This window comes from Paenibacillus sp. Lou8.1, assembly GCF_024213565.1.
In the GTDB taxonomy this organism is placed as follows: Bacteria; Bacillota; Bacilli; order Paenibacillales; family Paenibacillaceae; genus Paenibacillus; species Paenibacillus polymyxa_B.
The window spans coordinates 48,466-62,008 of the sequence record NZ_JANAVN010000011.1 but is presented as its reverse complement, the minus strand read 5'-3'; the positions used below and the strand labels follow the sequence as shown (position 1 = coordinate 62,008).

General features: G+C 47.1%; 12 protein-coding genes. 2 read left to right on the top strand and 10 right to left on the bottom strand.

Annotation, left to right across the window (positions count from 1 at the left end; translation table 11 throughout):
• Positions 1 to 112 precede the first annotated feature (112 nt).
• Complete coding sequence (locus tag NLX78_RS16715; protein ID WP_250260675.1) at positions 113 to 1,267, top strand: AI-2E family transporter; 1,155 nt, start codon at positions 113 to 115, stop codon at positions 1,265 to 1,267.
• Here the strand turns inward: NLX78_RS16715 and NLX78_RS16710 are convergent.
• The 10 genes from NLX78_RS16710 to alaS form a co-directional block, all read right to left on the bottom strand.
• A complete protein-coding gene (locus NLX78_RS16710; protein WP_254351010.1) occupies positions 1,255 to 3,030 on the bottom strand; it encodes a peptidoglycan D,D-transpeptidase FtsI family protein in 1,776 nt (591 codons plus the stop codon). The two genes, NLX78_RS16715 and NLX78_RS16710, sit on opposite strands and share 13 nt — an antisense overlap.
• A gap of 256 nt (positions 3,031 to 3,286) precedes the next feature.
• Positions 3,287 to 5,536, bottom strand: coding sequence for a methyl-accepting chemotaxis protein (locus tag NLX78_RS16705; protein WP_254351009.1), 2,250 nt, complete (start codon positions 5,534 to 5,536; stop codon positions 3,287 to 3,289).
• Between the two features lie 224 nt (positions 5,537 to 5,760).
• Positions 5,761 to 7,092 carry a peptidase U32 family protein gene (locus NLX78_RS16700; RefSeq protein ID WP_039272863.1) on the bottom strand — a complete coding sequence of 444 codons (1,332 nt, stop codon included), beginning with the start codon at positions 7,090 to 7,092 and terminating at the stop codon, positions 5,761 to 5,763.
• 37 nt (positions 7,093 to 7,129) lie between these two features.
• Positions 7,130 to 8,059: a peptidase U32 family protein gene (locus NLX78_RS16695; protein WP_250260671.1), complete on the bottom strand. Its 930-nt coding sequence runs from the start codon at positions 8,057 to 8,059 to the stop codon at positions 7,130 to 7,132.
• Between the two features lie 11 nt (positions 8,060 to 8,070).
• Positions 8,071 to 9,099, bottom strand: a complete 1,029-nt coding sequence (gene mltG, locus NLX78_RS16690; protein WP_254351108.1) for an endolytic transglycosylase MltG — start codon at positions 9,097 to 9,099, stop codon at positions 8,071 to 8,073.
• A 94-nt stretch (positions 9,100 to 9,193) separates the two neighbouring features.
• Positions 9,194 to 9,499, bottom strand: coding sequence for a DUF1292 domain-containing protein (locus NLX78_RS16685; RefSeq protein ID WP_013311522.1), 306 nt, complete (start codon positions 9,497 to 9,499; stop codon positions 9,194 to 9,196).
• Positions 9,496 to 9,792, bottom strand: coding sequence for a DUF1292 domain-containing protein (locus NLX78_RS16680; RefSeq protein ID WP_069290188.1), 297 nt, complete (start codon positions 9,790 to 9,792; stop codon positions 9,496 to 9,498). Before NLX78_RS16680 ends, NLX78_RS16685 begins: the two co-directional genes overlap by 4 nt.
• 13 nt (positions 9,793 to 9,805) lie before the next feature.
• Positions 9,806 to 10,222: a Holliday junction resolvase RuvX gene (gene ruvX, locus NLX78_RS16675; protein WP_061829280.1), complete on the bottom strand. Its 417-nt coding sequence runs from the start codon at positions 10,220 to 10,222 to the stop codon at positions 9,806 to 9,808.
• A 9-nt stretch (positions 10,223 to 10,231) separates the two neighbouring features.
• Entirely contained in the window at positions 10,232 to 10,492 is a 261-nt protein-coding gene (locus NLX78_RS16670; RefSeq protein WP_007431624.1) for an IreB family regulatory phosphoprotein, read from the bottom strand.
• Positions 10,493 to 10,628: 136 nt separating this feature from the next.
• Positions 10,629 to 13,262: an alanine--tRNA ligase gene (alaS, locus tag NLX78_RS16665; protein WP_069290189.1), complete on the bottom strand. Its 2,634-nt coding sequence runs from the start codon at positions 13,260 to 13,262 to the stop codon at positions 10,629 to 10,631.
• An 87-nt stretch (positions 13,263 to 13,349) separates the two neighbouring features.
• Between alaS and NLX78_RS16660 the strand changes: the two genes are divergently transcribed.
• Entirely contained in the window at positions 13,350 to 13,532 is a 183-nt protein-coding gene (locus tag NLX78_RS16660; RefSeq protein ID WP_254351008.1) for a hypothetical protein, read from the top strand.
• Positions 13,533 to 13,543 lie beyond the last annotated feature (11 nt).

Below are 13,543 nucleotides of genomic sequence, written 5' to 3'. Positions count from 1 at the left end.
ATGTTAGCATAAAGACGTAAGCATGCCGAGATTTCACTATTGTATATGGTCAGCATTGAGGTCCAATTTAGTGTACAATAAGTAAAAATCTTAAAGGAGTCGTTGTATACATATGCTTCCATTGTACAAAAAATATTGGCGTACCGTTTTTGATATCGGACTGATCGTATTAACCGTGTATTTAATTATGTTCGTATCCAGCAAACTGTACCAGCTGGCGGCACCTGTGTTCCTTTCGTTCGTCGTGTTCTGGTGCATTGAACCTGCCGCTCGTTATTTTCATCGCAAGGGAATGAAGAAGCCCTTCGCCTCTGCGCTCTCCGTATTGCTGTTTATCATCCTTTTACTTGCTATTTTTTTCGGATTGGGCCTGATTCTGGTTACGCAATTTACCAAAGTCGCGCAAAACCTCCCACATTATACGCAGATTATCCAAACGGAATTCACGCGGTATCTTCATCTTTCTCAAGATAAAATTGCTGCTTTACCTCCGGGTGTTACCGAACGTGTAAATGATTATTTTGCGACTGCCACCACCATTGCTACGAAATGGGCACAGCTAGGGTTATCCTTTTTCATACAATTCCTCAGCTCTTTCACTGTTTTTATGGGCAACTTTGCGGTTGCGATCATTTTAGCGTTCTTTTTAAGTATGGAAATTAATCTTTGGAAGGGAATTGCCCGTAGTAAAACACCCAAGACACTAAAAACGGCTTACCTTTTTCTGAAAAATCACGTACTTAAAGCTATCTCCGCTTTTCTCAAGGCTCAAGCTTTACTGGTAGGGATTACCTTTGTTCTCGTATTTATAGGTTTACTCATTTTGCAAGTGGATAATGCCCTCTCATTGGCGCTCGTGGCAGCTTTGTTTGATATCCTGCCCTTGTTGGGTGTGCCTGTTATTTTTATTCCGTGGGCAGTGTATCTGTTCATCACAGGCAATACCGGCCTGGCTGTAGGCCTGCTCATTGTCATGGCTGTCACGGTGATCGTCCGCCAGCTGGCAGAGCCTAAAATCACTGGTAATTCCATCGGTGTTTCATCTGCCTATCTGATGCTTTCCTTTGCCATTATATCGTTGTCCATCTTTGGACTGGCCGGATTAATCCTGTCTCCCATTCTGATCATTTTGCTCAAGGAATTGTGGCAGCAAGGCTATCTGCAGAAATGGATTCGGTTTCCGACAGAGGAATTTGACGAGCCTCCGTTTATCGTTAAAATCCAGGAGGAAGATCGTGAAGCTACCCGTGGAACTCAGGAGGATTGAGCTAACAGATCCATTACTTGACCAAACAGTGCTGTAGCTTGATTTGCAGAATGTGTTGAAGCATTTTGTACAAGGACGGCGACCGCATAACGAGGCCGCTCTATCGGACCATACCCTATAAACCACTGGTGATTGATAGGGTGACCGTTCTTCAAGGCTTGGGCCGTACCTGATTTGCCGGCCAGATTCCATGAATTACTACGCAAGGAGGCACCCGTCCCCTGTGTCACAACCTTTTCCATTGCTTCACGAAGCATGCGAGCCGTCGATGTGTGAATCAAGCGGCTACCCTCGGGTGAAGGTGCAGCATGAGTAGGTAGTTCCAGGAAGGGGCTACCGTCTGCGTAGCTAATGCGTTTGACAATGCGTGGTGCATGTACTTGACCATCGTGCAGCAAGGTGACGATGAGATTAGCAGCTTGGAGAGGCGTTACCAGCACATCGCGCTGACCGATAGCTGTCTGTACACGTACGCCCGGATCAGACGCGTTCGTATGGGAGCCGAATACGGCTCCCTTTTCTTCGTGATCCAGCGGTCTGAATTGAGGTAGCCCTGCAAGATTCCGCTCCTGCCAGCCCACAGTTCGGCCCAATCCCAGTGCAGAGGCTGTGGCCTGAATTTGCTCAGGCTTGAGCCGTTCACCGAGATGAGCGAACACACTATTACAGGATACGGCAAGCCCTTCCTCCAGGTTCAGGGTACCGTGTCCTTCTTTTTTCCAGCAAGCCAAACCGTACTTGCCATAAGTTCCATGACAATGGAATTGTTCCTGCGGTTGGACAACACCTGATTCAAGTGCAGCAGCAGCCGTAACCAACTTAAAAATGGAACCAGGCGTTATCGCCTTAAGTGCACGATTAGACCAGTCTGTTTTTTTCTGGGGATCAACATGACCGGGATTATAAAAAGGGCGAGAAACCATCGCCAGTACATCCGCGTTGCCTGCATCGAGCACTACCACCGCCCCTTCTGCCAAATGACTAGATTCCGTCAGCTTTTCAATCTGTTCCTGTATAGGTAGATCAATTGTAGTCTGTACCTGTAATGGATAGTGACCATTGGATGGAGCACTGACACGCAGCGGTACATGAGTCAATGGACGACGCTGCGCATCTACAAATCGGGAGACGAACGTTTCACCGACGCCGCTCAGCAGCGGCTCCAACGTTCTTTCAAGCCCGGCTGCCCCCATCGGCAGTTCACTCGCTCGGTCGGCACGTTCATACAGAAAGCCAAGCCATTGCCTGCCATTGGGCAAATCCCTGTAACGTTTCGCATAAGGTACAAGCTCGATAAGCGAAGGGGCTAGCTTCAGCAGCTTGCCTGCTTCATGCGGATTGATTTGTACGGGCTCTCCGCCCCCATCACGCCATATGAGCGGGGATTGCAGTCCTTTCCATCGTGTCAGTAGTTGCTTCTTGTTCGTACGCAGTAGCTTAGCCAGTTCTTCGCCATGTATAGCCGCTTTGCCATCTACATCGGGAAAAAGCACTGGCGCCCATACGACTCCGCCAGTCAAGGGTTGCCCATGCCGGTCCGTAAACTGTCCACGTCCAGAGTCGATAGAAATGCCCTCCTGTCGCTGACGTGCTGACATTTCCTTAAGCGAATGCCCTCCATAAACAGACATATGAATGCCCGCTGTCCCCTGAATCCAAGCCAGTCGGAATAATAAAATCAGCAGTAGCGCCATCACCCCCAAGGCCATATATGCAATTCGACGTTTTCGTATGAAACTGCTACCACGCCTCGGCACATCCATCCTTCTTTCATCATTTTTCCAGTAGTATGTCCTGTAGTTGAAAAAGAAAACCCACTCAACTTTTAACGTGAATGGGTTTCCGAATTTAATAAAAGACCGTAATAAAAATAGTAATGGCCAGCACAACCCAAGCTACCTTTGTGTTTGTATTCATCTTTTGCTTTCCTTCGTGAGGGATTTTTAAGCACATCCACTAATAAAAAGTACAAACCCACGGAAATCAGTGACATTCCTGATTCCCATGGGTTTGTTATATCTACACCGTAAACCGCGAAAGCTGTTCCTTCAAATTCACCGATACTCCTTCCAGCTTATCCGACAAACCTACCAGTTGATTACCGATATTGGCCTGCTCAGTGCTGAGCGAAGCGACTTCCTGCGAAGTAGCCGAGGATTGCTCGGCCACCGCACTTACATTGGTCATTGCCTCGGACAAAGTGGTCTGCGATTCACTCAGATGATGAATGGAGGCGGTGACCGTTCCCAATCGTAGCGCGAACTCTCCCATTTGCTGCTGCACCGATTGGAAAATGTCCGTTGTTTCCTGCACGGCTCCCATCTGTTCCCGGAACAGCGGATACACCTCAGATAATGCCTGTACCGTTTCATTCATTTCATTGACGATGTTGTTAGTAATGCCTGTAGCCGTACGAATAGCTTGACGTGATTGTTCAGCCAACTGCCGAACCTCATTAGCTACCACCATAAAACCACGCCCCGCCGTCCCCGCTCGTGCCGCTTCAATCGTCGCATTCAGTGATAGAATATTCGTTTGTTTCGCAATATCCTGTAGTACGTCCAGCACCTTAAATACATCCGAAGTTGTCTGCTTCAGTTCATCTACTTTGCCCACCAGAGCATGCGTAGTTTCTTCCGTAACCCGAGTCTTGCCCAATAGATTTCTCAGCTGAATGGTCCCTTTTTCACTGGATTGTTCAACTTCTTGTGCGACCAGACTCATTTCATAATTGGAAGCCATCACCGTGTCCATTTGCTCAGATATATTCCCGGTTAGTCCGCTGCCACGTTCAGCCTCTGTTGCCAAACTGGCGGCGCCATGAGCAATCTCTTCTGTTGCTGCTGCAATTTCTTTGGCTGAAATGGCTGTCTTCTTCGAGGCATCGCCTAATTCTGTCGCTGTATTCAGAACTTCCTGAGCTGAGGCATTCGTCTGTTGTACCAGCAATGTAATTTGCTCCATCATCATATCAAAGCTTTCTGACAACTGCCCAATTTCATCCTGAGTCTTATAGTTCGTTCGAATTTGCAAGTTGCCTTTGGCGCCTTCGACCATTAAATCCTTCAGATGTGTCAATGGACGAGCCACGAGGCGAACGATCCACAGGCCAATGAACAATGCAATGAGTGCAGCCACTGCAGCAAATATCCAGGTTGTGGTTAGAATCCCCTTAGCGTCTCTCACCAGCTCAGATACAGGTACTACACCCACGAGAATCCACTTGGAAGTTCCCAGCGTATTATGAACCGCAAGCACACTTTGCTTTTTGCCGTCTGCTTCCTGCTCCATAATTTGATTTCCTTCGATTCCTTCAAGCTTGGAAACGTAATCCAGCTTTGTCTTCCCTCCTGTCAAGCTCTCATTGTTAGAGCCTACAAACTCACCCTTGTCTGTCACAAGGCTAATCATACTGCCTGAGCCCAAATTAATACCTTTTAACTCGTCCTCCACCGCACTGGACTTTAAATCCATAACCAGAACATAAGTCCCTCCCAACCCGGACATGCTGTTCATGGAGCGTGCCAGACGAAAGGTCTTGCTACCATTGTCATTCACCTGCGTAGGTAGCCAAACCATTCCCTTGTTTTTCAAAATATCCTTAAACCACGCTTCCTGCCGTACATCCTTTTGAGTTCCGGTGCCCATAGCAGCTAAATTGGTTTCTTCCGGGTACAAGTACATTGAATCAATCGCTTTATTCGTAAAAGCAAGATTCGTTAGCTTCTTATTCACTTCGCCCATAGCAACAAAAGATGCAAAGGGATTTTTATCTTGCTTTACTGCCTTTTGCAACTGATCACTTAATTCAGTATCGAAAAATACCTGTGTCGATGTGTCTTGAAAGCGCTCTAGAATAATATCAAGCTTTTCTGAAGTTTGCTGGACGGTCTGCTGATAAGCCGTAGCTGCATTTTGCTCAATCGTACTTTTAGCCTTGTAGTATGAGAGCATCCCCAAGCTAACCACAAATAACATAATTGCCGCAAAAAAGATCAGAAACAACTTCATTCCAACCGAACGTATCGGATTATAATTTTTGACCAAATGCATGAAATCTTTACTGTACCTTTCCGGCTTAAGTAAACGCTTTAAATTGTGTGTACCTTTACGAGTCGCTTTAGCTACCCAGGGGGCAACCTTCGAAGACACCGCACCCGTTTGTTCCCCTTTTTCCATGGTCACTTTACTGCCTTTCAAACCCTGCATTTGATCCGTTTTCTTGGGTTGCCTTTTTACTGTATTCCCCTCTTTTTTCCGTAAACCCATTCCTCTCACCTACCACCATATAATTAGTTTCTAATTCCACGTTATCCATTATGTATCTATTATCTATATAACTTCTATCGGAACTATTCGACAAGGAATGTAGCTTTCCTTTGAGTATCAACTAAATTTTGTGAAACTTTTTTCCTATAAAACTATTCAAAAAAAAGCCTCTCCAACCGATAGGAGAGGCTTTTGAATCTTTTAACCTGTGACTTAAGGCTTATTTACTTCTTTTTACGCATCATATCAAAATACGATACGGGTTGATCTACCTTCATTCTAATCCGTTGAAGCGGGTGACGAGCAGCATCCAATTCGTTGCCTTCTTCATCCCAGATCGTTCCGACCGTTTGTTTAAAGAATGTTCCGTTCGGGCCGAAAAATTCAATTTCATGACCGGGTTTAAAATGGTTCCGTTGTTGAATAGTTGCGATGCCACTTGCGGCATCGTAGTCCATAACCAGTCCAGCAAAATCATAAGGGACTGCTTTTTCTTCCGGCTCATAAATATGATCCTCATGATCCGGTGTATCGTAGAAAAATCCTGTATTCAGCGGGCGATTGGCTGCCTTGTTAATTTCTTCAATCCATTCTGGTTTGAGCACATAATTTTCAGGATCAGCCATATAGGAATCAATCGCTTGACGATAGACATTCACGACCGTAGCCACATAGTGGATAGACTTCATACGTCCCTCTACTTTAAAACTGTCTACACCTACATCAATCAGATCAGGGACATTTTCAATCATACACAGATCCTTGGAACCCATAGAAAAAGCATTATCGCTCTCTTCAAACAGTGGAAGCTGGTTAACACCGAGTTGGAACTGTTTCAGTGCATTGCTGTCCTGTGCCTCTTCCTCAGATATCCAAACTTCACCTGGGCGTGCATCCTCAAACAAATCGTATTTCCAGCGGCAAGACTGACAACATCCCCCACGATTGGAATCACGGTCTGTAAAGTGATTGGACAACACGCAGCGGCCGGAAAATGAAGAGCACATCGCACCATGGACAAAAGCTTCGATTTCGATGTCCACATGCTTTTTAATTTCTTCGATTTCCTCTAGACTGGTCTCACGACCCAGTACCACACGCGGTAGTCCCTCGTTTTTCCAAAACTTTACCGCTTGCCAGTTCAGCGTGGACTGCTGTGTACTCAAATGCACTTCCAATCCAGGAACAGCACGCAATGCCACGGATACAATAGCCGGGTCAGCGACAATAACGGCATGAATTCCTGCCTCGTACAGATTGCGCAAGTATTCCTCGATTCCGGCAATATCTTCATTGTGGGCATAGATATTGGTGGCCACAAGCACCTTAGCACCGTACTTGTTGGCAAATTCTACACCTTCGCGCATTTCTTCAAAACTGAAATTATCGGCGTTAGAACGCAGACCATATTTTTGTCCACCAATATATACAGCATCCGCGCCATAGTGAACGGCAAACTTCAGCTTTTCCAGATTTCCGGCAGGAGCCAACAGCTCCGGCTTATCCAGACGATTCCGTTTACCTATATATTTTCTCGTTTTGGTTATCGTCCCCATGACGTTCCCCCCTCTGTGAATTCAATTCATTTTAAAATTAATAAACCTGCTCTTTATAGAAAAATCCGAAGGAAAGTTCCCGTTCTGGATCTTGAAGACGGCGAACTTCATCCAGCCAGCTTTCATCATAAGCATAAGCATCCGGGTCAGCTGTATAACTATCTATTGCTTTACGATAAGCACGAACAACCGCCTCATTGTAAGCCGTAGGTTTCAATAAGCCCTCGATCTTAAAGCTATGCACGCCGGCCTCCATTAGAATATGCAGGTCCTCCATGATGCAAAAATCATCTGAACTCATAATATGTGTCCCATTAATATCCTCGTAGATGGGGAACTTTTCTTCCTTCCGCTCTGCTTCAATCAGAAACAAGCCGCGCCCTCTGCCCAAATCGCCTTCTACATTACGTCCCTGATGCAGCATATAACTTTGAACAAGCTTACGCTTGGAATGATAAATATTGGTCATACCATGTACCTGAACCTGTGCTTCTATGTTCAACTTTGGTATCATTTCGGTAATTTCATCCATACTGAGCTCACGAGCCAAAATGACCCGGGAAGCCCCTTTTTCACCCCAATAGTTGGCGGTTGCAAAGTTGGTGGAGATCATCTCACCGTTCCAGAACAGCTTAAGATGCGGAGCATACTCCTTCACGGCCATGAGCACTGCGGGATCATTAAACTCAATGGCATCAATGCCGCATCCAGCTAGGGTCTGCACATATTCGGGAAGGAGCGGCAATAACTCGTTCGTCATCAAATTCGTCATGGATACATATACCTGTGCCGTATGCTTGCGTGCCTCTTCCACCACTTCACGGATTTGGTCAGGGGTAAAATGTCCCGGCAGCCGCATTCCAAAGCGGTCATCTCCAATAAGTAATGCAGTAGCTCCAGCCTCCAGCATATGGCGGGCATCCTCCGGAGAGCTGGCAGTTGCCAGTAGTTCGGGTTTGTAAGCCATAGGCTCACCTCCTAATTTGTCTTACGGTTACTTACCTGAATATTATGCAAATGTTCTTTATACGTTTTGGCAAACAAATGTTCATGTGTCCCATCTTTTTTGGTCACATAAAATAAATAATCTGTAGCTTCTGGCTGTAAAGCCGCTATCACTGAGTTTAGACTGGGACTTGCAATCGGCCCTGGCGGAAGTCCCAGATGCAAATACGTATTATAAGGGCTTTCCACAGCCAAATCCTTGTAATACAGCCGTTCTTTTTGCTTGTCCAGCATATATTGAACCGTAGCATCAATTTCCAGCTTCTTACCCTGTTTGAGCCGGTTATAAATGACGCCAGCTACTACTGACCGCTCATCTTCCACAACCACTTCGCGCTCTACGAGAGAAGCAACTGTCAGCAGTTGATGCAGCGTTTCATCCCGCTGTTTCAGCTTGGCATCCAAATCGGAAACAGTCTCCAGCCGCTTTTGTGTCTGTTCTAGCATCACCTGTATAATATCTTTGGCCGTACTGCCCTTTTTCAGCTCATAGGTTTCCGGAAAAAGATAGCCCTCCAGCGCATAGCGAAGCCCCGCCTGCTTTGGAATGTCCCGCACTAGCGCGACGTCAAAAGCGGACGGATCGTTGGCCAGCTGCAAAAATTGCTGCCGATCTGCCAATCCTTCCTTTTGCAGCTTATCAGCCATCTGTCTAATCGTAAAACCTTCCGGGATTGTAAACCGAATCATTTCCTCTTTGACAACATCTCCGGCCGATAACTTAGTAATCAACTGATCAAAGGTTGCGCCAGGCTGCGCCTCATATTTTCCGGCCTGAAATGCGCTTCCTTGCTGTTTGAATTTCACATAAGCCTTAAACACGAACGCATTACGTATAAGTCCCTTCTGCTCCAGCGTATCTGCAATTGCCGATGTTCCTGTTCCCTGCACCACCGTAAAAGCAACGGGTTGTGTTTGGGGCTGAACAGGCTGCATGGCATTCCAAATATAGAGGGTTGCCCCTCCTGCTATAATGATAAGCAGTAGAAACAACGTAAACATCCTCGTCCTTCGCTTCACATCCACCCAACTCCTTCACAGCCAAAAAGGGCGGACTGGTCCGCCCTTTCAGGTTTGATCTCATCGCTATCCAGACTTATAGTTCTTCCGGCAACGTACATTCATCGTACAGTTCGGAAATATCTTCCCACTCATCATCATCTTCAATGGTGGTGATGGAGATTTCGCCGTCTGTGGATGAGCTTACATGGTATAGTTCATGTTCGCCAACAGCAGCCCCAGGTCTACGCAATACAGCGTACCGTTGTTCACCTACCTTGAACTCTGCTTCCAATTCCATGCGAATTGCATGGCCCTGTTCATCCTGTAACTCTACATCGCCGTCGAACGTTTCCTTCAAATCAGAGGTCCAACTCAGGTCTTCACGTGAATAGCTCGTCATTTCCCGTCTTCCTCTTCTTCTACAAATGTATTAAAGGTCTCTTCGACGATTTCCCATTCGGCATCGTCTTGGATCACAAACAATTTAATATCATCGCCTTCTTCCTCGTAACGGAAGGCGTACACATCGGACTCATCAGCTTCAGGGTCCACTGGCGCAACCATCATGTACTTCGCTTCGGAACCATCTACCTCAAACTTCATAATGACCTCGAACTCTTCCTCGTTGCCCTCGTCATCGGCAATATAAATAATTTCCGGCTCTTCTTCCATACCCACTTGATTTTCAGCCATTACGAAATCCCCCTCACCTTGTACTGTGTGCGTCCAAATAGTTTTGCAAGATCAGGCTTGCGGCCAGTTTATCTACCACCTGCTTGCGTTTTTTTCGGCTGACGTCGGCCTCCAGAAGCGCACGCTCCGCCGAACGCGTCGTCAGCCGTTCATCCCAAAGGTGAACGGGTAAACCCAGTAACTCCTTGAGTCGGTTCGCAAACTCGATGCAAATCTCACCGCGTGGACCCACGGTTCCGTTCATGTTTTTCGGCAAGCCTACAACAACCTCGCCGACCTCATTGTCACGAACCAAATTTGCAATTTTACCGAACTCGCTGTCGTCACCGCGTCGTTCTATGACTTCCAATCCTTGGGCGGTCCAGCCGAAGGCATCACTTACGGCGACCCCAATTCGGCGATCCCCGTAATCCAATCCCATTACTTTCATGCCTGTCTCCTAACGGTGCTTGGCGAGATAGAAACGAACCAATTCTTCAATCAACTCATCGCGCTCTTTTTTACGTACCAGGCTTCTGGCATTATTATGCCGTGGCACATAAGCCGGATCACCGGATAGCAAATAGCCGACGATTTGATTGATCGGATTGTATTCTTTTTCCACCAGCGCATCATATACGGTCAACAAAATCTCCTGAGCAGAAGCTTCCTTCTCATCTGCCTTGACATTAAATTTGACCGTTTTGTCCATGGAATCCATTGTTGACACCTCGCTTCCACAAAACATGTGTACATGTTTATGCCAGCTTATTCTTTTACATCATACCATAAGCAAAGCCCTACAAGGAAATATCTAAGCCCGTTTTTTCCCAAAAATCCGCAAAAATTATCGAACTTTATCCTTGTGAGGCTGCCGACACCAGTTCATGCGCACGTTGAAGTGCTTCGTCCAGCTTGCTGGCATCCTTACCACCGGCTTGCGCCATGTCAGGTCGTCCGCCACCACCGCCACCGCATACGGCAGCAATTTCTTTCACGAGCTTGCCTGCATGAAGTCCAGCCTTGGTATGCTCTGCCGGAACTGCTACGACAAAATTAACTTTGTCGTCCATTGCAGCGCCGAGCACCAGCACAGCAGCCGGAAGCTTCCCTTTCAGTTCATCAGCAATCGCACGCAACGCATCCATGCTGGAAGCCTGCACGCGTGCAGCCAACAGCTGCACCCCGCCTGCTTGCACGACCTGATCGGTCAGCTGGCCTGCCTCAATAACGCTCAGCTTGCTTTGCAGCGATTCATTTTCACGACTGAGGTCTTTAATTTGTTGCTGCAAAGATTCGATACGCTTTGGTACCTCAGACAGCTTGGATTTTACAAGCCCAGCCGACACCTTCAACAGCTCTAATTGACCTTCCATATATTCAAAGCCAAAACGTCCGGTCACCGCTTCAATACGACGTACACCTGATCCAATGCCGCTCTCGCTGACAAGCTTGAACAAGCCAATTTGCGAAGTATTGCTGACATGACAGCCACCGCATAGTTCAATGCTATAATCGCCTACCTTAACGACCCGTACGATATCTCCATACTTTTCACCGAAAAGCGCCATTGCTCCGAGAGCCTTAGCTTCATCAATCGGTTTCAGTTCAATATTAACGTCCAGTTGGCTCCAGATGGCACGGTTTACACGCAGTTCAATATCCGCCAGCTCTTCTGGTGTAATGCTTCCAAAATGGGAGAAGTCAAAACGCAGACGCCCAGGCTCTACCAAAGAACCCGCCTGATTGACATGGTCACCCAGCACTTCTTTAAGCGCTTTGTGAAGCAAATGCGTAGCCGTATGGTTTTTCTCAATTTCTCCACGTGAAGCTTGATCTACTTCTGCTTTCACCGTATCGCCAACGTTTAGCTCGCCGGCTTCTACAACAACCTGATGCACATGCTGACCTTGTGGCGCCTTAAACAGCCCTTCGACCTTCGCGGTTACCGTACCTCCACGCAGCAAGCCTTGATCACTGACTTGTCCTCCGCTTTCGGCATAGAAAGGGGTCACATCCAGCACGACCTGACAAGACTGCCCTTCACTAACACTGTCCACCAGTGCATCTTCATATACAATCGCCACAATTTTAGACTCAGTTATGAGGTCATTATATCCAACAAATTCACTTTTAACCGCCAGATCGGACAAAGCTCCGCCCTGAATCTTCATGCTGGCGCTATCCTGATGAGCATCACGGGCACGTTTGCGTTGCTCCTGCATCGCTTCATCAAAACCTTCTCGGTCTACTTTCAAGCCTTGCTCGTCCGCATAATCCTCTGTAAGATCGAACGGGAACCCGTACGTATCATACAGTTTGAAGGCATCTGCTCCGCTAATGACATTGCGACCTTCGGCCTTCGCCTGAGCACTGATATCGGACAAAATGGCCAATCCATCTGTCAGTGTTTCATGGAAGCGTTCCTCTTCCGTTTTGATCACTTTGATGATGAAATCACGCTTGTCCACTACCTCAGGGTAATACACACCCATGACATCCCCAACGGTTTCCACCAGCTCAAACATAAATGGACGGTTCATGCCGAGCATTTTTCCATAGCGCACAGCCCGGCGCAGCAAACGGCGGATCACGTAACCCCGTCCTTCATTAGAAGGCAGCACACCGTCACCAATTGCAAAAGCTACGGTGCGGACATGGTCAGCAATAACCTTAAGAGCCACGTCACTGTCCACATTTTCGTTATATTTGACTCCTGCCATCGCCGCTGTTTTTTGGATGAGTGGCTGGAAGATATCCGTATCAAAGTTGGAATCCACATTTTGCAAAATGGATGCAAAACGCTCTAATCCAGCCCCTGTATCAATATTTTTGTTTGGAAGCGGCGTATAGCTGCCGTCTTTGTTATGGTTGAATTGTGAGAATACGAGGTTCCACACTTCCAGATAACGCTCATTTTCTCCCCCTGGATACATTTCAGGGTCCGTCATGTCGCTGCCGTAGGCTTCGCCACGATCATAAAAGATTTCCGTACAAGGTCCACAAGGGCCTTCACCGATATCCCAGAAGTTATCTTCCAGTTTGATGATACGTTCGGCAGGAAGTCCAACTTTTTCGTTCCACAGCTTGTACGCTTCCTCATCCTCAGGATATACAGTTACAGCCAGACGTTCCGGATCAAAACCAATCCATTTCGGGTCCGTCAGAAACTCCCATGCCCATGTAATGACTTCTTCCTTAAAATAGTCACCAATGGAAAAGTTGCCGAGCATTTCGAAAAAAGTATGATGACGGCGCGTTTTACCGACATTCTCAATGTCGTTCGTCCGGATACATTTTTGCGAATTAGCAATACGTGGATTCTCCGGCTTCACACGTCCGTCAAAATAAGGCTTAAGCGGCGCCATACCCGCATTAATCCACAGCAGGGAAGGATCTTTATGTGGAACAAGCGGTGCGCTTGGTTCAATCACATGTCCCTTGCTTTCAAAAAACTCCAGCCATTTGGAGCGGATTTCACTAGCTTTCATATAAGTAGCCTCCTAATTATGGTGTCACTGGTTCCTGGCACAGGCCATAAAAAAACAGAAAAACGCCCCTGAACGGATCAGGGACGATTGTATCGCGGTACCACCCTGGTTAACGCCGTCCCCTCTGTACAAAATGCCCATGCGCAGGCTGCACACCAACATTTGCTTAACGGACGATCGATCGCCTTGTTTTCACTGGTAACGGGAGCATCCCGGCGGGTTCAGCCCGCACTTCGAAATGAGCTTTCCCTACTGGATAAACACATTTAAACATACTCAAT